The organism is Endozoicomonas sp. SESOKO2 (assembly GCF_024606245.1).
In the GTDB taxonomy this organism is placed as follows: Bacteria; Pseudomonadota; Gammaproteobacteria; order Pseudomonadales; family Endozoicomonadaceae; genus Endozoicomonas_A.
In genome coordinates, this window is the sequence record NZ_JAHHPQ010000636.1 from 1 (window position 1) to 21,860 (window position 21,860).

The 21,860-nt window shown below is 48.3% G+C and carries 18 protein-coding genes; 8 read left to right on the forward strand and 10 right to left on the reverse strand.

The window, feature by feature from the left end; genetic code table 11:
* Positions 1-324: 324 nt before the first annotated feature.
* The 3 genes from KDK17_RS15590 to phrB form a co-directional block, all read right to left on the reverse strand.
* The gene (locus KDK17_RS15590) at positions 325-1,299 is read right to left on the reverse strand and encodes a DUF523 and DUF1722 domain-containing protein (RefSeq protein WP_257255356.1); all 975 of its coding nucleotides are present in this window, start codon (positions 1,297-1,299) and stop codon (positions 325-327) included.
* 223 nt (positions 1,300-1,522) lie between these two features.
* The gene (locus tag KDK17_RS15595; protein WP_257255355.1) at positions 1,523-1,717 is read right to left on the reverse strand and encodes a hypothetical protein; all 195 of its coding nucleotides are present in this window, start codon (positions 1,715-1,717) and stop codon (positions 1,523-1,525) included.
* Positions 1,718-1,816: 99 nt separating this feature from the next.
* Complete coding sequence (gene phrB / locus KDK17_RS15600; protein ID WP_257288471.1) at positions 1,817-3,235, reverse strand: deoxyribodipyrimidine photo-lyase; 1,419 nt, start codon at positions 3,233-3,235, stop codon at positions 1,817-1,819.
* 477 nt (positions 3,236-3,712) lie between these two features.
* On the opposite strand from phrB, the gene KDK17_RS15605 reads away from it, so the two are divergent.
* Both KDK17_RS15605 and KDK17_RS15610 read left to right on the forward strand, forming a co-directional pair.
* Complete coding sequence (locus KDK17_RS15605) at positions 3,713-4,561, forward strand: ImmA/IrrE family metallo-endopeptidase (RefSeq protein WP_257288472.1); 849 nt, start codon at positions 3,713-3,715, stop codon at positions 4,559-4,561.
* Positions 4,562-4,584: 23 nt separating this feature from the next.
* Positions 4,585-5,229 carry a hypothetical protein gene (locus tag KDK17_RS15610; RefSeq protein WP_257288473.1) on the forward strand — a complete coding sequence of 215 codons (645 nt, stop codon included), beginning with the start codon at positions 4,585-4,587 and terminating at the stop codon, positions 5,227-5,229.
* Between the two features lie 115 nt (positions 5,230-5,344).
* Here KDK17_RS15610 and KDK17_RS15615 read toward each other — a convergent pair whose 3' ends face one another.
* From KDK17_RS15615 to KDK17_RS15630, 4 genes are read right to left on the reverse strand one after another with little or no spacing between them, the layout of a single operon-like run.
* Entirely contained in the window at positions 5,345-6,847 is a 1,503-nt protein-coding gene (locus tag KDK17_RS15615; protein WP_257288474.1) for a class I SAM-dependent DNA methyltransferase, read from the reverse strand.
* Between the two features lie 27 nt (positions 6,848-6,874).
* Entirely contained in the window at positions 6,875-8,491 is a 1,617-nt protein-coding gene (locus tag KDK17_RS15620) for a restriction endonuclease subunit S (protein WP_257288475.1), read from the reverse strand.
* Complete coding sequence (locus tag KDK17_RS15625) at positions 8,491-11,256, reverse strand: DEAD/DEAH box helicase family protein (RefSeq protein WP_257288476.1); 2,766 nt, start codon at positions 11,254-11,256, stop codon at positions 8,491-8,493. The genes KDK17_RS15620 and KDK17_RS15625 overlap by 1 nt, the downstream gene beginning before the upstream one ends.
* Before the next feature lie 27 nt (positions 11,257-11,283).
* Positions 11,284-12,192, reverse strand: coding sequence for a restriction endonuclease (locus tag KDK17_RS15630; protein WP_257288477.1), 909 nt, complete (start codon positions 12,190-12,192; stop codon positions 11,284-11,286).
* Positions 12,193-12,423: 231 nt separating this feature from the next.
* On the opposite strand from KDK17_RS15630, the gene KDK17_RS15635 reads away from it, so the two are divergent.
* The 6 genes from KDK17_RS15635 (at position 12,424) to ilvD (ending at position 20,136) form a co-directional block, all read left to right on the forward strand.
* Complete coding sequence (locus KDK17_RS15635) at positions 12,424-13,797, forward strand: glutamine synthetase family protein (RefSeq protein ID WP_257288478.1); 1,374 nt, start codon at positions 12,424-12,426, stop codon at positions 13,795-13,797.
* Positions 13,798-13,820: 23 nt separating this feature from the next.
* Positions 13,821-15,209: an aldehyde dehydrogenase family protein gene (locus KDK17_RS15640; protein ID WP_257288479.1), complete on the forward strand. Its 1,389-nt coding sequence runs from the start codon at positions 13,821-13,823 to the stop codon at positions 15,207-15,209.
* An 18-nt stretch (positions 15,210-15,227) separates the two neighbouring features.
* Positions 15,228-16,397: an iron-containing alcohol dehydrogenase gene (locus KDK17_RS15645; RefSeq protein WP_257280046.1), complete on the forward strand. Its 1,170-nt coding sequence runs from the start codon at positions 15,228-15,230 to the stop codon at positions 16,395-16,397.
* On the forward strand, positions 16,397-17,104 hold the full coding sequence (locus KDK17_RS15650) for a GMP synthase (protein WP_257288480.1): 708 nt from the start codon (positions 16,397-16,399) through the stop codon (positions 17,102-17,104). Before KDK17_RS15645 ends, KDK17_RS15650 begins: the two co-directional genes overlap by 1 nt.
* 329 nt (positions 17,105-17,433) lie before the next feature.
* The gene (locus KDK17_RS15655) at positions 17,434-18,144 is read left to right on the forward strand and encodes a DUF3581 domain-containing protein (RefSeq protein ID WP_257280049.1); all 711 of its coding nucleotides are present in this window, start codon (positions 17,434-17,436) and stop codon (positions 18,142-18,144) included.
* A gap of 150 nt (positions 18,145-18,294) precedes the next feature.
* A complete protein-coding gene (ilvD, locus tag KDK17_RS15660) occupies positions 18,295-20,136 on the forward strand; it encodes a dihydroxy-acid dehydratase (protein ID WP_257288481.1) in 1,842 nt (613 codons plus the stop codon).
* Positions 20,137-20,258: 122 nt separating this feature from the next.
* On the opposite strand, the gene KDK17_RS15665 is transcribed toward ilvD, so the two are convergent.
* From KDK17_RS15665 to KDK17_RS15675, 3 genes are all read right to left on the reverse strand, one after another.
* A complete protein-coding gene (locus KDK17_RS15665) occupies positions 20,259-20,690 on the reverse strand; it encodes a type II toxin-antitoxin system VapC family toxin (protein ID WP_257280051.1) in 432 nt (143 codons plus the stop codon).
* On the reverse strand, positions 20,687-20,926 hold the full coding sequence (locus tag KDK17_RS15670) for a type II toxin-antitoxin system Phd/YefM family antitoxin (RefSeq protein ID WP_257253449.1): 240 nt from the start codon (positions 20,924-20,926) through the stop codon (positions 20,687-20,689). The genes KDK17_RS15665 and KDK17_RS15670 overlap by 4 nt, the downstream gene beginning before the upstream one ends.
* A 277-nt stretch (positions 20,927-21,203) precedes the next feature.
* Positions 21,204-21,821, reverse strand: coding sequence for a LysE family translocator (locus KDK17_RS15675; RefSeq protein WP_257253450.1), 618 nt, complete (start codon positions 21,819-21,821; stop codon positions 21,204-21,206).
* Between the last annotated feature and the right edge of the window lie 39 nt (positions 21,822-21,860).

Sequence of the window (21,860 nt, forward strand, 5' to 3'; positions counted from 1 at the left end):
GAACGGGGATGGCTGCGTAAGCAACCATCTAGGGAAGGCGTGTTGAAACAGGAAGCCTGTTAGGTGACTAACGGGAATCTCGCTCCTTCAGGGGCGAGAGGATGTCAAGATACCGTTCCCGAAACCTTAAAGGTCGATGTAAATCCTGTCAGCACGCTCATAAAATTAGTAATAAGTAATTTTTAAATTTTATAAAATAGGTTATTACAAATGAATTGGCATAAAGAGCTGAATTTACAGCAGACCGTTTTTTCAGACTGTACTATTGAGCGTTGCAAGTTCGCCAGACACTTGCGCCCGGCGTTTATTTTGGAAGGTCAGGCTTCAGATCTGATTTCTGAGCCCTAATTGATCAGGGTGAGGGAGAAGATAGGTCTGCTGCTGGATGTAGTCGTTGCCATGATTTTCAATGAAATGACGTAGCATGGTCATTGGCACTACTAACGGCAGGATACCCTGACGGTACTCTTCGACCAGTTTGAGAAACTGGTTTCGCTCTGTGGTGTCCACAGTCTTCTTTACGTAGCCCAGAATGTGCAGCATGGTATTAGTGTGGGACTTCCGGGTTGCCCTTTTTTTCAGGGTGTTCATGAACTCTTCGAAGTATTGTGCCAACAAAGGTTGCAGTTCCATCTTGCCGCCTTTGGCAACGAGCTGTCCCAGGGCACTATAATCGCTGGGATTGTGAGCCATGATCATATATTTGTGGGTTGAGTGAAAATGAACCACAGCGGCATGACTGGGATTTTTCAGTACTTCGCTGTGCCAGCGGTGGTAGGCATACACCCGGGTGAAAAAATTTTCCCTCAAAACGGGATCATGGAGTCGGCCTTCTTCCTCCACAGGCAGAAGAGGTTGTGCTTCCATCAGGGCTTTGGCGTATGCACCTGCAGAACTGACGCCAGAAGGGAAGCCGTTTTCATGGTAGACCTTGACCCTTTCCATGCCACAACTGGGGGATTTTTGCATCAGGATATAGCCACTGATATCGGTTAATTCTCTGGCTTTTCTGTAGCCATAATCAGTCAGCTGATCGGTAACGTCCACATCTGGGTGATCGGTACCCACAACCCTGACCTGCTGGATATCCCCAACCAGACGAATAGGTTCCCTGGGGGTGCCCAGTCCGATGGCCACTTCCGGGCAGACAGACTCGAATTGGAAGAAATGACTCAGGGTATTCATACAAAACGAAGAGCGCTTGTGCCCACCATCGTATCGGACTTTCTGACCCATCAGGCAGGCGCTGATGCCGAGTTTGATGTCTTTTTCGGGTTCTGGAATTGAGACGATAGCCATTAAAACTTCCTCTTTATTATCCTTTTGCTTTCTATGTAACTTATTTTAGAGCAACCCCCTGGAGCCTATCGGACAGTAGGAAAGTTCGATCTGAATTCCAGAAAGAGCGGCTATCTTTTTCGTTGTAAGCGCACAGCGAGACCCGGGTACAAATGACAGCACGATAGGCTGATATAATACCCGGCACGTATAAAACCGACAATAATGAGGGGGTGGGTTGCGCTCACTTAAGGAATTCCCATATCACTATTGCTGAGAAACCACCCACAACCCCAGACACATAATCGGGCAGGGAAAAACCGAATAGACTGCGAACCAACAAACCGATTAAGAAACTGGCCACCAACATCACTGCAAGGGTAATCAGGCATCGTTTCCAGAGAGGCAATATGGACGAAGCAGTTTTGACGTCAGTCATGATGATCCTCAAATGATCATAATCTCACAGTCTAGTAGGCGGCTGTCATAACCCGCAAATTCAGAGGCGTTATAAACAGCATGAACTATCCGATTTTTTTTAAGGCTGCTTCAAGGCTTTGAAAGCAGAGAGTACCCTCTCTCTTGATGCTTTGAGGTCGACAATCGGTGCCGGGTAGTTGATCTCATTAACATGATGTTGCCAGGGAGCGTGAATCTCCTTGCTACTCAGTCTGCTCAGCTGGGGTAGCCAGTGGCGAATAAACTGACCTTCTGAATCAAATTTCTCCGACTGACTGACAGGATTAAACATTCTGAAATAGGGGGCCGCGTCGGTGCCTGTGCTGGCAGACCATTGCCAGCCACCATTGTTGGCGGACAAATCACCGTCGATCAGATGCTGCATGAAGAAGGTTTCTCCGAGGCGCCAGTCAATCATCAGGTTTTTGGTCAGGAACATGGCTGTGACCATTCTCAGGCGGTTGTGCATCCAGCCGGTATTCACCAATTGTTTCATGGCTGCATCCACCAATGGAAAGCCAGTCTCACCTTTGCACCAGGCACTGAATGCCTCGTTATCCTGATTCCAGGGCAGATGTTCGGTTTCTGTGATGAACGCCCTGCCTCTGGAAAGCCTTGGGAATCCATGCAAAATATGTTTGTAAAATTCCCGCCAGATTAATTCACTCATCCAGCATTGCAGGCCATCGCTACCTGAATCCATTTCTCCATTGTTGGCCTGAAATGCAGCATAGAAACACTGTCTGAGGGAGACTGTTCCTGACACCAGATAGGGAGAGAGGGTGCTGGTGGCATCCATACCCGGAAAATCCCGAAACTTTTTATAACCTTCACTATGAGACTCGATAAAGGATTTGAGCCGGTTTGCGGCTTCTTCTTCACCGGCAGGCCAGAGTGCTTGAAGACCTTCCAATGGCGTAAACAGATTCAGGTAATCGACGGGCTGAACATCAGCCAGTTCCAGAGGCTTTTGTTGTTCAGGGGCGGGCAGTGGCTGAATCTGGTGCAGGTCAAGGGTTCGATACAGTGCTTTTTTAAAAGGCGTGAAGACTTTGAAATAATCACCGCTGCCATTTAACAGATGACCCGGAGGGATCAGAGTCTGGTCAGAAAAACGCAGGCATTTCAGTTGTTGCCGGGCAAAGGTTTGTTCGACAGCCCTGTCTCTGTTTTCTTCATTGAGCCCATGTTCGTTATTAAAGCTTATGCCGTCGCACTGGAGTTGTCGGGCTGTCTGTAACAGTAATTGGGCACAGTGTTCAAATCGAATCGGTTGAATGACGACCAGTGGAATGTTGAGCCTGTTTAGAGAGTGTTCCAGTTGTTTGAGATTCTGCATCCAGAACCATAGCTTGTTCGGGCTGTCGTTATGCTCCTGCCATTGATCCGGGCACAGGCAATAGACGGCCACAACTTCATTTTTAACTGCGGAGTGGTACAGAGCAGGGTTGTCTCCCACTCTCAAATCGCTTCTGAACCAGACCAGTGTTCGACTCATATAGCTATGAGCAGGTATTTCAGCCCACCCCCTGAATGTGACAATGGATACGGTGCCTGATTGAGCTGGGTTTTCATAGTCTTATTAACATCCTCAGTTCTGTTTTTTAAGTTATGACCTTGTTACGGCTCGTGGAAGGAAGTGGATCCTCTCAGGATCCTGTTTCGTTGAAAAAGCTCATAGTTGATCCGGCTAAGGGTTCTGCTTTGTGTAAAAGACTACATCTGGCTTGTGAGGTCAGTCCGAGGCTTCTGGAGCTTGATGATCAGATTGTGATAAAAATTAGCGAATACCCTAAGAGTGGATGAAGATTTGAGAGTAGCACGCAGAAAGATTTTGATAGTACGGTCAATGTAACCCAACGGCTGCCTGTTCTGTTTGGTTTTTTGAGTTTTACTGCGCTAGAGTTGTCTTCAGTGCATAGGGATCTATAATTCTGCGACTCTAAATTATCTGTCAACATAAAGGGGGCTGGTTATGACAACTATAACAACTCCTATAAAGAGGCTTGAGCGACGTCTTGCAGATTCAGGTTTCCCAAAAGCTTTCATCAAAACAGTAATGCCTGACTGGTGGGATAAGAGTCTTGGGGAATCAGCGCAATCAATACTGATGCTGAAAATGCATTTATCCAAGCATCTTGGACTTGATCTGGCCAGCTTGGTGGATGACGCTAAGTCAGTCCGTTTGGCTCCGGCTGGTCATACTCACTACAGATTGACGCAAAGCAAATCAAAGAAAGATGTTGTTGTGGCACAAAGTTTGGCTGAAAGCCTGGCCCGGCTGGTTGCCTCTGCAACCCCTAAGCCTTACGTTCCAATCCCTAAAAACCCTGAAGAAGTCAGAAGAGAAATACTGAATACCAATAAGTGGGTGAGTCTTGAAGCTCTGATTGACTATCTCTGGGAACACGGTGTACCCGTCATTCATCTCAAGCAGCTTCCGGCAGGGGCAAAGAAGTTTGACGGAATGGTTGTCGACGTCGATGGTCGTCCGGTCATTGTATTGACCCGAGTCAACAAAGCCCCAGCCTGGCAGCTATTTATCCTTGCTCATGAGACAGGCCATATTGGTAATGGGCATGTTGATAAAGGCGCTGTTTTTTTTGATGAAAAAGTAGAAGGCTCAGACAAAGATAAAAAAGAAGAAGAGGCAACTGAATATGGCATGCATCTTCTAACGAGAGTCAAAGATGCTCAGGCAGCCTTAAAAGAACCGCCAGGACAATACTCTGCACCTGAATATATAACTGAAGTTCTCTACCAAAAAATAGATTTGGATCTCCTGCCTGAAGACAGTAAAGATATTCTTGAGAGGTTGATGTAAGTAGTAGCAAGGTAGTTCTTTAAATGATTGGTCTTGTAGACAATGACATTTTTTACAAACTGACTTGCTGTAGTCTTTTGGACGAGACACTGGATTATCTCAGGCTGGATGGCCATCAGGTTTTGGATACCTTTCCACATGTGCTCAGAAAAAAGACATTTAAGAAAAATCAGTGCTACGGGCACGACTTGCCTGAAGTGCAGAACCGATTAGCAGAAGCCTTTACCCGCGCTTCCAGAATCCCCGAGACTCCGAAGGACTTCACTTTGCTGGCTAAAATAGCCAGTGTTCCTGGTATAGATCCTGGTGAAGCATTAATGCTTTGCAGTGCCATTGAAACCGGGTCAGCACTTCTGATTTCAGGCGATAAGCGTTTTTACTCCAGCCTTTCGAAGAATAGTGAGTTGTTGGAAATATGCACTTCTCTGGAGGGGCGATTGATTTGCCTTGAACATCTGTTGCTTTGTCTGGTTGATTCGTACCAGTTCCCATATGTTCTGAAGCGAGTCGTACCCGCCAAGCGATGTGATCAGGTTCTGCGGGTTGCATTCAGCAAGGATCGAGAGTCAGAAGAAAAGACCGTCACCAGTATATTGGTAGACTATTCCAAAGAGGTGGTTCAGGGCTTGGGGGTGTTAGCTTACAATCATAAGCCATGGTATATATGACTTAGTTTTCTTTCTCCCTATGCACTTGAGATTGTCACGAAACTCTGGTTCCCATGCTTTTAGGTTCTGTGGTTCCCAGCATGGGAACCCATAGTTTATCTCAGCGACACCTTCTTCACTTAGGGGTGGTGGCCAAGGCTGCAACAATAGTCCGGAAACTATCCAATCCAGCCTCCATGTTTTCAATGATATCTTCTGCCAATTCATCCGGTTCTGGCAAGTTATCCAGATCAACCAGAGACTTATCTTTCAGCCAGAAAATATCAAGGCTGGTTTTGTCCCGTTTGATGATTTCTTCATAGCTGAATTTGCGCCAGCGGCCTTCAGGATTCTTTCCATCAACGGCTTCCTCACTCCAGGTTTCGGTACGTCCGTGGCGTTTTTTCGGATTGTAGCAGTTGATAAAGTCCTGCAAGTGTTCGAGGCGCAGGGGCTTTTTCTTCAGGGTATGGTGGACATTGGTTCGGTAATCGTAATACCAGACTTCTTTGGTCTGGTTATCTTTGCTGGCGGGTTTGTTGTCAAAAAACAACACGTTTGCCTTAACGCCGTTGGCATAGAAAATACCCGTCGGCAGTCGCAGGATGGTGTGTAGATCGGTTTGCTTCAGCAGGCTGTTACGAACAGTTTCACCTGCACCGCCTTCAAATAACACATTATCGGGCACCACCACAGCTGCCTGTCCGGTGGATTTCAGCAGAGTATGAATATGCTGGACGAAGTTCAGCTGTTTGTTGGAAGTGGTTGCCCAGAAGTCCTGGCGGTTGTAGACAAAGTCCTCTTTTTCCTGCTCGCCTTCTTCATTAGTGACAGTGATACTGCTTTTTTTACCAAACGGTGGATTTGCCAGCACATAGTCAACCCGCAGGCCGCTGTCAGCAATCAGGGCATCGGCAGAGAGTACCGCTGGTTCACCGTCAATCTCGCCAATGTTGTGTAGGAACATATTCATTAGACACAGGCGGCGGGTATTGGCGACAATCTCATTGCCGTGAAAGGTGTCGTACTTCAAAAACTTCTTCTGGTTTTTGTCCATTCTGGGATTGTGCTTTACCAGATAGTCATAAGCGGACAGGAAGAACCCTCCTGTACCACAGGCCGGATCGGCTATGGTTTTTCCTGGTTGCGGGCACACGCATTCCACGATGGCATTAATCAGTGGGCGAGGGGTGAAGTATTGGCCTGCGCCAGACTTAGTGTCTTCAGCGTTCTTTTCTAGCAGCCCTTCGTAAATATCGCCTTTTACGTCAGAACCCATAATTGCCCAGTTTTCCTGGTCAATCATAGTGATAACCCGTTCCAGCATGGCAGGGTCTTGGATCTTATTCTGGGCTTTGGTGAAAATTTGCCCGAGCATTCCGTCTTCATTGCCCAGTTTACGGAGCAGGTCGATGTAATGGCCTTCCAGCTCAGCACCGTTTTTAGAGGTCAGGCTCTGCCAGTCGTAACCGGCAGGCAATCCCATATCACGGTTATGGGGTGGTTTGCTGTATTCATCTGCCATTTTCAGGAAGATCAGGTAAGTGAGCTGTTCAAGGTAATCCCCGTAGCCCACGCCCACATCACGCAGGGAGTGGCAGAAGTTCCAGACACGGCTGGTAATGGCGTTGGTTGTCATAATGTTTTACTCAAATAATTCAGGGGCTCAGGCGGCAGAGGCTTTCGGTTTTTTTGAACCAGGGTGGCTTTGCTTTCGTGTGGTTTTCTTTGCCGCTTTTTTGGCTTCTTTTGCTGCCTGTTCTGCGGCTTCCCGTTCTTGGCGGATACGTCCCAGTAGTTCCGATGCAGGTTCATCGTCTGGGTTTTGGCTGACCAGCTGGCCTGAGAAAGCTTTTTTAAGGATGCTTTGGCGCAGGGCTTCAGCTTTTTGGATGTGTATTGACACATCTTTTTCCATACTATCTATCACTGAAAGCTGGCCATCAAGCAAAACGATCAATGCTTGCTGCTCTTCATGTGAGCACAAAGGAACAGGGATATTTTTGATATCTTCACCAGAAACACCAGACTGCCCTGCTGTTGTCCTTATCTGTTTTTCAAGAGCTTTTCTCGAAAAACCTGAGTTTACAGCTTTCTCCATAAATGATGGGGAAATAGATGTGTTAGCGATTCTGGTTTGAATTAATTTATCAGGGTATAGTCTTTTTTCATTGCTTTTATACTCAGCACCAACACCAACATAACGTCTTGAACCATTATAACGAGTAAAGAGAATATCTCCTTTTTGGAGGTAGTAGCTGTTGTACTCGCCTTTAGTATTCTGAATATAGCGGTAATCTTCCATATCAAAGAACATAGGTCGAACAGCACTAATCCTGAAAATCTTATCACCGATTTCGCCAACGGGTTTTTTTGAAATACCATTTCGAACAAGCTCACACAACATTCCATAATTAACCCATATCCATGAATCTGGTGTCGATGGAAGGTTGTGCTCTTCAGGCTTTAGCAAATCAATAGATTTAGGCTTCTTAGGTTTCGCGGGCTTCTTCCCTTCCTTACCAGCAGCTTCCCACTCTTTCACCGCTTGCTTCCACTCTTCCAACTGCTGCTGGTAGCGGGCTTCCCGTTCGGTTTTGATGCGATCCAACAGCTTTTCTGCCGATTCAACCTTATCAGGATTATCCGCCCGCCACTGTTCGGTCAGCTTGCCTTCAAAGGCTTGCTTGAGCAGTGCCTGACGGTAGACCTTGAGCTGTTGCTGGGCTGTTTTCAGGCTTTCCATGCCCTTGTCCAGCTCGGAGAACAGTTCCTCGATTTTTTCAACTATGCGAGTTTGTTCGTTGGCTGGAGGGAGGGCAATCTGAATACGATCAAAGATGTTTGGCTTCACTCGTGTTAATGAGCCGCCAACTCCGGACGCATTATGTGCCAAGAAGTCTCTGACTCGATAGCTCTCAAGCAGATACTTCAAGAAAGTAGAAGATACTGCTGGGTGTTTTTTGAACACAATCCATTCAGTAGAAGCTATTTTATCATTGACAGTAAAATCCCCCACAACCCATGTTCTATTTAAGCGAGGGTTTATTTTTGAAATAAGTACATCGCCAGTTGCTACGTACTGTTTATTGGAACCAATCTCAGAGCAAGGTATAGACTCAGGTTTTCCAGTTGCATGGCTTGGTACACTGTATAGCTCTAGCTCTCTTTCTGCTTCATTTTTTGGGTTGAATGATTCAGACTTTGAATTTCTGAATTCGCTTAAACCCGTTAATAACCAGCCTTCTGGGAGCTTGTTATCATCTGTTAATACTAACTGCATTATGCAACCAACTCTTCATTCAATTCATCAATCAAACCATCCATCTGCTCCCCAAACAGATGATACATCTGCCCCAGCCCCCCTTTTTTATTAAAGGGTGAATAGTCCAGATCATCACGCTCGAAGTGGAAGGAACTGGAGATATGGTCACGGATCATACGTAACCAGTCCATCTGCTCTTCGGTGAACTTGTCGGGGTTGCCCTGATGGTGTTTGAAAATCCAGTTTTTAAAATTGCGGTTGACGGTATCACCAAAGGTGTCAATCTTTCCATCAATTCCGCAGACCCTACGAATTAAGGCGACCAGTGCCGTTAGTTCGTTCAATGGTTGTTTGTCCTGCACTTCATCGAGCTGGGCAAATGCCTGCCAGACTCTGACCGGTGCCAGTACAGGGCGATCCTGCTTCAGGGTAGTGAGCAGATCGTTGATCATATCAAAGGTGATTTCACGGCGGCGGTGCGGCTGATCGTAGAAAATACTCAGTGCGGTGATTTCGTCTTTGTGCTCCTGCAACCAGTCAGACAGTTCTTTGGTCAGCTTTTCAGCATTCTCTTTGGCATCGCCTGCCCATTCAGCCTGTTCCAGTTCATCGAGGTTTTCTACATCAATGGTCTGTTCGTTGTCTTTGCGGATATTTTCCAGCAGGTTGTTGAGTTTTCCGGTAAAGACATTGCAGGCATCGCGGGTCAGTTGTTCCTGTGCCTGCTGGCACTGTTCTTCTGAAGGTTGCTGCTCTTCAGTGAGGCCGTTATTGGTTCTGGCAGTCTGGGTGATAACGTCCGGATCGTAGGCATTGAGCAACCCTTTTATAGTAGAAGACAACGGCTGACCGGCAACTTCTGCAATCTGGGTTTGCTGTTCGGGTGTCAGCTGCTGGTTCAGCCGTGACAGGCGGCTGGCCAGGGTGGTGACGGTGTCTTCATCCCTGACGTTCATCAGTACACCCTCCAGCAAATCTTTCAGAGGAATCGTTGGCTTTCTGTCCAGTGGGCGTGATTCTGTTTTCACCGATTTGGTGACACCGATGGCATCGACAATCACAAAGTGTGTTTTTGCACTGGTGGCCGAGGGGGTGACTTTTTTCAGGTCGTCTTCGCCCAGGGTGCGGGTGCCACGGCCTTTCATCTGTTCAAAGTAGTTTTTACTTTTCACATCACGCATAAACAGCAAACATTCCAGCGGCTTAATGTCGGTGCCGGTGGCGATCATATCCACTGTGACGGCAATGCGGGGATTATAGTTATTGCGAAATTGTGACAGTACGGACTTGGGATCACCGTCGATTTTGTAGGTGATTTTTTTGCAGAAGTCGTTACCTTCGCCAAACTCTTCCCGTGCGGTTCTGATGATGTCGTCGGCGTGACTGTCGGTTTTGGCAAAGATCAGGGTTTTCGGCAGTTCATCTCGCCCTGGGAACATACTGCTCTGGCTGTTTTTGAAGGCCCGGATAATGGTGCGTATCTGGCTGGGGTTGACGATGTCTCTATCCAGCTGTCTGGCGGAGTACTGTTCGTCTTCGTCCTGCTGAGCCCAGCGTTTTTTACGACTGAGTTTATCCCGCTTTTCGATCTGTTGCTCTGCCTTCAGGGTCTCACCCTGTTTACTGATGCGGGTATTGATCAGGAAAACATCGTGCCCGACGTTGACACCATCTGCGACGGCTTTTTCGTGATCGTATTCACTGACGACGTTTTCTTTGAAGAAACCAAAGGTGCGTTTATCGGGGGTGGCAGTGAGTCCGATCAGGTAGGCATCGAAGTAATCCAGCACCTGTTGCCAGAGGTTGTAGATGGAACGGTGACACTCATCAATGAGGATAAAGTCAAAATGCTCCGGCGGGATTTTCTCGTTGTAAACAACGGGCAAGGGCTCTTTTGTGAGCGTCTTTTTTTCTGCCGGGTTTTCTTTTTCAGCGTCTTCATCCATTGGCTCGTCTTTGAGGATGGAGTACATGCGCTGAATGGTGCTGATGCAGACTTTGCTATGGGGGGCAATAAAACCGGAGTTTAACCGTTGCACATTATACAGCTCGGTAAACTTGCGGTTATCGTCCGACGGGGTATACCCCATAAATTCCTGCTCGGCCTGTTCACCGAGGTTTTTGGTATCCACCAGAAACAGCACCCTTTTGGCTTTGGCAAACTTCAGCAGGCGGTAGATAAAGGTGATGGCTGTGTAGGTCTTACCGGAACCTGTTGCCATTTGGATCAGTGCGCGGGGCTTATTTTCTCTGAAGGATGCATCCAGGTTTGTGATGGCGTTGATTTGACAATCACGCAGACCCCTGGTGTCCAGTGCAGGAATGTCATGGAGGCGACCAGCAAGGGATTTGTCCTGCTGAATCCACTCCCTGATAGTGCTTGGCCTGTGGAAGTTGAACACTTCACGGGAGCGTGGTTTGGGGTCTCTTAAATCTCTGAAGTAGGTGATGATACCAGTGCTTTCGTAGATAAAATGCAAATGACTTTTATCGGGGATATGCTTCAGCTTTGACTCAGCGTATCGTTGCGACTGTTGTTCAGTCGTCGTAAGGTTCTGCCCCTTGTGTACGGGCTTTGCTTCGATGATGCCTACTGCTTTTTGATCCACAAACAGCACATAGTCGGCTCTGCCAGTGTCGTTAGTGACCTCAGTAACAGCAATGCCCGGGCCAGCATTCCAGTCCCGTTCTTCTTTGATTTGCACGACCCAGCCAGCCGTTTCCAGCATTTTGTCGATATGATCGCGGGCTATTTGTTCCGGTGTTTGGTTAATCGTTGGCATATTTTGTCTACCCCTGACGGACTGTCCCTATTCTGCATTAAAGTAGTCACTATCAACAGACTTGATCTCATAGGTTTGGCGGGTGCTGACGCCAAGACCGTAATCAATCATTAACTGTGCAAGTTGGTGGCCTTCTATAAGCACAATTCGGCTGCTGACCCTGTCGGCATAATCTTTGGCTTCTTTGCTGTAGTTGCTGGTGGTGATGAATACGCCTTTGCTGGCACCTTCTCCTTGCAGGGCTCCGGCAAATTTCTGGATTTCCGGGCGGCCAACCGTGTTTTCCCAGCGTTTGGCTTGCAGGTAGATGGTGTCCAATCCCAGGCGGTCCTCATAAATGACGCCATCAATTCCGCCGTCTGCTGAAAGCTGAGTAGCTTTGCCTGCCTCTTCACGAGAACCCCCGTAGCCCATTTTGAGCATTAGATCGACGACCAGTTGTTCGAAGAAATCGGGTGTTTGTTTTTGAATGTTCTCCAGCAGGTCGGACGACAGAGACTCCAGAACGGATTTATAGGCTTCTGCCATTTGTTCTTCTGGAGTGCTGGATGACTCTTCGTCGTATTCTTTGGAGGTGGCGGTTGTGTTGCTTTTTTTACTGGTGTGAAATGCCCGAAACTCCGGGAACTGTTGCAGGTATTTAAGTGTGATTTTCTCCGGGCAATCCAGCAGTGCCTGACGGCCTCGTTCGGTAATCTGGATTTTACCCCGTGGCGCCAGAACCAGACCGGCTTTTTTCATGTAGGTTCTTGCCCAGGAAACCCGGTTTTTGATAACGGTTTGCCGACCTGAGGGAAGTCGTTGCTGAATTTCTTCTTTTGTTAATTGAAAGTGCGCACAAACAGCTTCAAAAGCATCATTGAAAGAGACTTCAGCACCATGTTCAATGGCACAGAGCAAAGGGCGGAAAGTGGACCGATAATCGGGTATGGACATAGAGACGAACCTTTATATGATAGGGCAAATGAGTGCCCGACAAGCAAGTACCCCGCAAGCCCGTTACTTTAAAAGTCAATTGCTACTCATTACGCTCATTCAATAGAAAAACAGCTTAAAGCCTCTCTTGACTGGCATCAATCCGATATTGCCCGAATAATAGGGCATGACTCTGAGATGGGTGGTCGTCCATCCTGCTACCAGCAAAACTAAAAAAAACGAGTACCAACTATGCAGAACCCCAGAGATGTCAGAACGATTGAAGATGCTAAAAAAATTGTTGAACTGAGAGGACTCTCCCACGTTAAGGTCGGTCTTTTCGATAATGACGGAATCATGCTCGGCAAATACATGAGCAAGGCCAAGTTTTTTTCAGCGCTGGAAAGCGGCTTTGCCTTCTGCGACGTTATCCTGGGCTGGGACAGTAAAGACCAGCTCTATGACAATGTAAAGTACACCGGCTGGCATACCGGATACCCTGATGCTCCCGTTCGAATCTTGCCACACTCTTGCCGGGAAATCCCTTTTGAAAATGGCATGCTATTGTTCATCGCAGAATTCAAGGATCAGTCAGAAGCTCTCTGTCCCCGCGGGACATTGAGAAGGGTGATCGAAAAAGCGTCCGACATGGGCTTTGATGCCCGTGCAGCGCTGGAATATGAGTTTTTTATGTTCCAGGAAACACCGGAATCGGTTCGGGAAAAAGGTTTTCGAAACCTCAAACCATTGACGCCTGACTGGTTTGGTTATTCCATGATCAGAAACTCAGTGCATTCCGATCTGTATCACCAGATACTGGAAATGGCTGAGGTGATGGACTTTCCCATCGAAGGTATTCATACAGAGACCGGGCCGGGCGTGGTCGAAGCAGCCATTGCCGTTGACTCTGCAGAAAATGCCGCAGATAAAGCGGCACTGTTTAAAACGTTTATGAAAGTGCTGGCACAGCGTAACGATCTGATGGCGACGTTTATGGCCAAGTGGTCACCGGATTATCCGGGGCAGAGCGGTCATATTCACTTGTCTTTGTTCAACAAAAAAGATGGGCAATCGGCGTTCTTTGATCCTGGCCAGAAACACAATATCAGCCAGACACAGAGGCACTTTATTGCCGGTTTGCAGCGATTAATGCCTGAATTCCTGCCCATGCTGGCCCCTACCGTCAATAGTTACACCAGACTCATTCCCGGTTTCTGGGCACCTACCGACGCGACCTGGGGGGTTGAAAACCGAACCACCGCATTACGTGTTATTCCGGGCTCAGAGAAGTCACAGAGAGTGGAGTACCGATTGGGCTCTGCAGATGCTAACCCTTATCTTTCACTTTCTGCGGCGTTGGCTTCTGGCCTTCAGGGAATTATTCACCAATGGGAGCCCGAGGATCAGGTTAAAGGTAATGCCTACGATCAAGGGCACTCACCTGAATTCGCACTGCCTTCAACACTCTGGGATGCCGCACAGAAATTCAAACAATCCGAAGCGGCCCGAACTATGTTGGGTGATGCTTTCGTCGAACACTATGCCGCCTCCAGGGAGTGGGAAGAGCGGGAGTTCAGAAAACATATTACGGATTGGGAAATGGATCGTTATTTCGAAATTATCTGATTACTTCCAACGGATTCAGAACAATGAATAAAACACAGATCACTCTTTCACCGGTCGATGGTTCAGTGGTTGCTGAACGTCCACTGTCTGATGTTTCCGACATAAATCTGGCTCTGACGAAGGCTCAGAAAGCGCAGCTTGACTGGCAGAGTGTCGCACTGGCTGAGCGGCAAAAAATCTGCAGTAAAGCAGTGGATAACTTTGTCGGTCAAAAAGACGACATTGCCAGTGAAATCACTTGGCAGATGGGCAGACCGGTTAAATACTCTGCCGGAGAAGTAGCAGGGTTTGAAGAGCGTGCCCGTTATATGATTGAAGCCTCAGGTGAAGCATTGAAGCCCGTCACAATACCTGAAAAAGAAGGATTTACCCGTTATATCTGCAAGGAAGCCCTGGGAGTTCTGTTGGTCATAGCGCCCTGGAATTATCCCTACCTGACCGCCATCAACAGCGTTATGCCGGCACTGCTGGCCGGTAATGCCGTGCTGCTGAAGCATTCTGCCCAAACCCCACTCTGTGCTGAGCGAATGGTCAAAGCGTTTCTTGACGCAGGTCTGCCCGAGGGGCTTTTTCAGTACCTGCACATGTCCCATGACAGCACCGAATATTTGATTCAGTGTGACGCCATAAAGCATGTGGCATTTACTGGTTCAGTCCGTGCTGGAGTCGAAGTAGAAAAAGCGGCTGCCGGACGATTTATCGGTATGGGGCTGGAGCTGGGTGGCAAAGATCCTGCTTATATCAGAGCTGATGCTGATCTGGATGCAGCGACGGACACGGTGATAGACGGTGCTTTCTTTAACTCCGGTCAATCTTGCTGCGGCATAGAAAGGCTCTATGTACATGAAGATGTTTATGATGCATTTGTTGAAAAAGCTGTTGCTCTGGTGAAGCAGTATCGTCTCGGACGACCCGATGATCCTGAAACCACTCTGGGCCCGCTGGTGAAAAGCAGTGCTGCGGACTTTGTCAGGGGGCAGGTGGAAGAAGCTATTTCACAGGGGGCGGTTGCCCATATTGACCCGGCCTTGTTCCCAGAGCATGAGCCGGGCACTCCCTATCTTGCTCCCCAGTTGCTCACACACGTGAACCACACTATGCGGGTGATGACGGAAGAAAGTTTCGGACCTGTTTTGGGGATTCAAAAAGTCTCTTCCGATGAAGAAGCGGTCCGCCTGATGAACGACAGTGAGTTTGGACTGACGGCCGCTATTTTCTCAAGGGATATTGAGCGAGCCGTTGAACTGGGCCGTCAGGTGCAAACCGGCACTTTTTTTGTCAATCGCTGTGATTATCTTGACCCGGCCCTGGCCTGGACTGGCATTAAAAACTCAGGTCGGGGCTGTACTTTGTCGGTGTTGGGTTTTGATGCCCTTACCCGACCCAAATCCTTTCACATCAAGCACGGTTGAAGCAGTAAGGAAACGTCAATGGACATTGAACAGTACACAGCTAACTGGAATTTTCCGACAGCTATTCGTGCAGGGGCTGGCCGTATCAAAGATCTGCCCGCTGCCTGTATTGAATTGGGGATGAAAAAACCACTCATTATTACTGATCCGGGGTTGTCTCAGTTGCCTATGATTCAGGAGGCTCGTTTACTGGTCAGCTCTGCTCTTGACGGGTGCGGTCTGTTTTCCGGCATCAAGGGTAATCCAACCGGTGAGAATGTGTCAGCTGGTGTGGCTGCCTGTAGGGAAGGCAACCATGATGGCGTGATCGCTTTTGGCGGAGGTTCTGCCCTGGATGCAGGCAAAGCAATAGCCTTGATGGTTGGCCAAAGTCGTTCAATCTGGGATTTTGAAGATGAGGGTGATAACTACCTGAGAGTGAATGTGGAGGGGATGCTGCCTGTTGTGGCCGTGCCCACCACTGCCGGTACAGGCTCGGAAGTGGGGCGCTCTTCCGTGATCACCCATCAGGATGAACAGGTGAAAAAGATCATTTTTCACCCGGGTATGCTTCCCGGCATCGTGCTTCTCGATGCGGAACTGACCTGTGGTTTGCCTCCCAGACTCACCGCAGCTACTGGAATGGATGCTCTCTCCCATAATCTTGAAGCTTACTGTTCGCCTTTTCATCATCCTATGGCTCAGGGCATCGCACTGGAAGGCATTCGTCTGGTAAAAGACTATCTGCCCAGAGCGGTGGCGCAGGGCAGTGATCTTGAGGCCCGGCATCAAATGCTGGTGGCCTCCGGTATGGGAGCAACGGCCTTTCAAAAAGGTCTGGGTGGCATGCACGCTCTGGCGCATCCGCTCGGGGCTTTATACGACACTCATCATGGGTTGTTGAATGCCGTTCTAATGCCCTATGTTCTGAAAGCAAACAGAGCCGCCATCGGGCATAAAATGGCTGCTCTCAGTCGTTACCTTGATCTGCCGACTCCGGGCTTTGATGCTTTCTTCAATTGGGTGATAGAGCTCAGGGAACAGCTGGAAATCCCCCATACGCTGGCTGAAATCGGCATTGACGATAGCCAGCTGGATAAAGTCGGGCGGATGGCATTTGTCGATCCTTCTGCAGCCGGAAACCCAATCCCTTTCTCTGCGACTGAATATCAGCGGATATGTCAGGATGCTTTTCGTGGAGAACTGTGATGAAGATCGGTTTGCTGTTGTGTGATGACGTTGCACCGGAGCTGCGAAAGGTGCACAACAATTATCCGGATATGTTTCTGGCTTTGCTGAGAAAACAGGATCCTGATGTGGAGATGGTCACCTATCGGGTAGTGGATGGTGAGATTCCTGAAACCACCGATGAGTGTGACTGCTGGATTATTTCGGGCAGTCGTCACAGTGCTTACGACCCTTTTCCATGGATACCTTTACTAGAGGGGTTCGTCAGGAGGTTGTATGAAGATCGTTGCAAGCTGGCGGGTATCTGTTTTGGTCATCAGGTCATGGCAAAAAGTCTCGGGGGGAAGGTGGCGCTGGCTGATAAAGGCTGGGGTGTTGGTATGTCGTACAATCACATCACCCGGCAGACCAGCTGGATGGATCCTGCGGTTCAGGACTTCAAATTGTTGGTTAGCCACAGGGATCAGGTCATTCATCTGCCATCTTCTGCTGAAGTATTGGCCAGCAGTGATTTTTGCCCCAATTATATGCTGCAATATGGCGACTGTTTTGTCAGCGTTCAGGGGCACCCGGAGTTCAGTAAGTCCTACTCTGAGGACTTGATGAACTCGCGTCGGGAGTTGATTCCCGGGGACAGAGTGCTTATGGGCATGGATTCACTGAGAGATGATCCTGACAGTGATCTTGTTGCTCAATGGATCGTACAGTTTTTCAGGCAGAAGTCGTGATCTAACCCGGAAATTTAAACAACGTTTTGAGTCTCGATGACGGTCGAGCATAGCGGAATGTTGCATTTAATCTTCGGGTTAACAGTAAAAATAGTTTATTAATCAAATAGTTATATTAATATATGAAATGCTGAAACAAACAGCTACGTTTTAGTAACAGTAGTCTTATCCAGGTTTGACGTATGATATCAGTCAGTTGCCAGAGAGCGATCGGGTTCTCTGGCTATCTGGAGTGTTTGATTATCACCGCCCTGAGGACATCGAGGTCCATATGAGATGGATTGAGCGCTGGTCATGCTCCTGCAAGATCAGGCCAACAGAATAAGATTATGTTTTTAGACCAATATTGTACGGAGCTGGAAAATAACCAGTTCTCATTCAGTCGCCAGCAGTCCAGTGATTTTGCCAAGAATATCGCCAATGACTTCAACCCGCTGCATGATGTGGACACTAAGAAGTTTTGTGTGCCCGGTGATCTTCTTTTCGCCAAAATCCTGAGCTCTGAAGGGCTGTATCCCGACATGAGGGTGATTTTCAGCGGTATGGTCAGCGATGGCGTTACCCTGTCAATAGCAGATGCCAGGAATGGTGACAAGATTATTTGTGACCAGAGTGAGAAGGAATACCTCCGGGTTGAGCACAGTGGTGAGCAAACAAACGATGCCGATATGATTGCAAAGCTGGTCAAGGCATATGTGGCGTTCTCGGGTGAAAACTTTCCTCATGTGCTGGTGCCACTGATGAAAGAAAAGAATGTCATGATTAATGTGGCAAGGCCTCTGGTTATCTATGAAACCATGTCGGTTCATCTGGAAAGGATTGATCTGAAAGATCCGGTGATAGAGGCTTCCCAGTCTTCTTTGGAAGTGAATGGCAAACGTGGCAATGTCACCCTGGGTTTTATCTTTAAGGATGGTGATAAAGTCGTGGGACAGGGGAAGAAAACCATGGTTCTGGCCAACTTGCGGGAATACGATCAGTCTACCATAGACAGTATGGTCAATGAGTATAATCGCCGCCGGATAGAGCACGCAGTTTAATTCTTGTCCTGCATTATCTTTCGGGAGCCTATCAGGCTTCCGTCATTCTGTTATAATCCCGAATCCGCCAAGGAAGACAATAGATAGCCTCCTTCCCAGAGAGCTTCTCAAACATCAGGATCAAGAACCAGAGAGAAAGGATAGTGAGTCATGCCTGCATACCGTTCAAGAACCTCGACCCACGGTCGTAATATGGCTGGAGCCCGCTCGCTTTGGCGTGCCACGGGTATGAAGGATGATGACTTCAAAAAGCCTATTATTGCCGTAGCCAATTCTTTTACCCAGTTTGTTCCCGGCCATGTTCATCTAAAAGACATGGGACAGCTGGTGGCCAGAGAAATTGAAAAGCACGGTGGTGTAGCCAAAGAATTTAATACCATTGCCGTCGATGACGGTATCGCTATGGGTCACGATGGCATGCTTTACTCCCTGCCCAGTCGTGACATCATCGCTGACTCCGTTGAGTATATGGTGAATGCTCATACTGCAGATGCTCTGGTCTGTATCTCCAACTGCGACAAAATTACGCCCGGAATGCTCAATGCTGCCATGAGACTGAATATCCCTGTTATATTCGTCTCAGGCGGCCCCATGGAAGCCGGCAAAACCAAGTTGGCTCAGCACGGCCTGGATCTCGTCGATGCCATGGTGATTGCCGCTTCGGATGCTGATGATGAAACGGTTGCTGAGTATGAGCGTTCAGCTTGCCCAACCTGTGGCTCCTGCTCCGGCATGTTTACGGCCAACTCCATGAATTGCCTGACGGAGGCATTGGGTCTGTCCTTGCCGGGTAATGGTTCCATGCTCGCCACTCATGCTGATCGTGAGCAACTCTTCCTCGAAGCCGGTCGACGGATTGTCGATATCACTAAGCGATACTACGATCAGGATGATGAGTCTGTCCTGCCTCGCGCTATTGCCAGTTATAAGGCCTTCGAAAATGCCATGAGTCTGGATATCGCCATGGGCGGCTCCACCAATACCATTCTGCATTTGTTGGCTGCGGCACAGGAAGCTGGAGTCGATTTCACCATGAAGGACATTGATGCTCTGTCTCGTAAGGTGCCTCAGCTTTGCAAGGTGGCACCTAATATCCAGAAATACCATATGGAAGATGTCCATCGTGCTGGTGGAGTGTTTGGCATTCTGGGTGAACTGGATCGGGCAGGACTGTTGAATAACGATATCCCCACGGTTCACAGTGAAACTGTGGCCGCAGGTTTGGCAAAATGGGATATTAAACAGACCGGTGACGAATCGGTACGGACTTTCTTCAAGGCGGGTCCTGCGGGTATTCGTACGACACAGGCATTCAGTCAGGACACTCGCTGGCCAACGTTGGACGATGATCGCGAGTCAGGTTGTATCCGGAAACTGGAAAGTGCGTACAGCACTGAAGGGGGGCTGGCGGTTCTGACGGGTAATATTGCCTTGGACGGTTGTGTGGTAAAAACGTCTGGCGTCGATGAGAGTATTCTGGTTTTCGAAGGACCTGCTCATATCTGTGAGAGTCAGGAAGATGCGGTCAGTGATATTCTCGAAGGTCGGGTAAAATCCGGTGATGTTGTCATCGTCCGTTACGAAGGCCCTAAAGGTGGCCCGGGTATGCAGGAAATGTTGTACCCAACCAGTTACCTGAAATCCAAAGGTCTGGGTAAAGAGTGTGCGCTGCTGACTGATGGTCGTTTCTCTGGCGGTACATCCGGGCTTTCCATTGGTCATGCTTCTCCTGAAGCGGCAGCAGGTGGCAACATTGGTCTGGTGGAAAAGGGTGATATCGTTCGTATCGATATCCCAAACCGTACCATCGACGTACAGTTGTCTGATGAAGAGCTGGCTGAGCGTCGCACCCAGATGGAAGCGAAAGGCAAAGCCGCATGGAGGCCTCTGAAAGAAAGGCCTCGTAAGGTTTCTGCCGCACTGAAAGCCTATGCGGCTATGGTGACCAGTGCCGATAAAGGTGCTGTCAGAGACGTGTCACTTCTCGACTGATTGTGACTGATGAACGACAGGTTGTATTTTGTATAGAGCCTGTCGTGTACTTTACATATCTTAAAAAATAAAAAATTCAGGACAACGAGTCTTTCTGATGGCGAGAACATTCTCTGCACTGGTTAACTTTTGAGATATAGCTTCACGCTTGCTTTTTTTGCAGCATTCGCCAGTGCATCATCCAGAGTGGCAAGTGGCAGACCTTCACGAATTGCCAATTCTAAATAGGCTGCATCATAACTACTGAGATTGTAATTTCTGGCAAGCCCCAGTGTTCGACTAAACGCCTGATTAGCCGTTAACGGATCAGCGAAAATAGGCAGATTTTCCAGCTGAGCAAGAAATCCTTCAGACAGGGCAATCTCTACATCACCTCTGTGCTCTGACCGAGACACTACATTACACACTTCCAGATGCCAGAGATTTGGAACAATTGCGTCAACCGAAACCAGTGTGGCCATAACATCCTCGGCATACTGCTGATCAGCAGCATCTTCTGTTTTCAATAGCCAGCGCATAGTTACAGAATTGTCTAACACGAAATCTGTCATCATCGGCGACCCTCTTCACGCAGAGCTTTCAAATCAACATCAGATATGGTTGGTTTCTTCATCTTTAGTAGATTATTAATGGCTGCTTTAGCCCTCAAACGACTTTTAGCTCGACTGGGGATCAGGTCAGCAATAGGTTTACCACGGTTAGTTATGGTAAAAGCTTCTCCAGCCTCAACACGGCGAAGAATTTCTGGGAGCTTGGTTTTTGCATCATAAGAGCCAATTTCTTCTGGCATTTCAGCGGCCTCTTTTTTTGGATTGTATAGACCAGTATACTAGTCTATTGTTTCTGTGCAACATAAATGAACCGTCTGAAATACTCATACCCAAAGGGAAACTCAACGATTGATAGACTGGTTTTATAAACCGGGATTTTTAGACTAATTTGCTGACAGCGCACGACTGCATTGAGGCATGAGCAGGAGCAGGAGCAGGAGCAATTGCCGCGAAGAGCAGTCTATTCTCGGTCGAGCTCATAGGGACACAAAATGGAGGCATGGATTGATCCGGGGATTAGATCATTAAAATTCTCAACGCCACCAGAATCAATAATCCACCGCACAGCCCGCTGATCAGTTTTGCTCTTTTTCTCAATGTTGGCAGGATACTGGCGTGTCCAGCAACACCAGCAATCAAACAGTACCAGAGGCCGTCACATAGAGTCGCCATAAGAGCCATTAGCAGCTGCGTTGTCAATGTGGTTTCAGCGTTAACGAACTGACTGAACAGAGCCAAAAAGAAGACGGCGATCTTGGGGTTAAGAAAGGAGATCAGGAATCCATCCAAAGCGGCCTGACGAAGAGAAAGTGATGAGGCATGTTGTCCTGATGCATCACCAATCAATGTTCCACTGGCGCTGATAGCTTTGTAACCCAGCCAGATCAGGTACGCGGCACCCAGCCAGGTCATCAGCTTAAACAGCCATGGAGTCCGGGTAATGACAACCGCTATACCGGCGGCTACCAGAAAAGCATAAATACCAATACCCGCTGCATGAGCGAGGGCGGTCACCAGGCCATGATGTCTTGAACCCTGGAGCGTACTTTTCATGACTGCAGCGAGGCTGGGACCCGGAGATATCGCCCCGAGGACGCAGACTGCCAATAGGGATAACCAGGATGATGCGCTCATGGATTCAACTTCATTGTCAAAAAGGCTGCGCAGTATAAG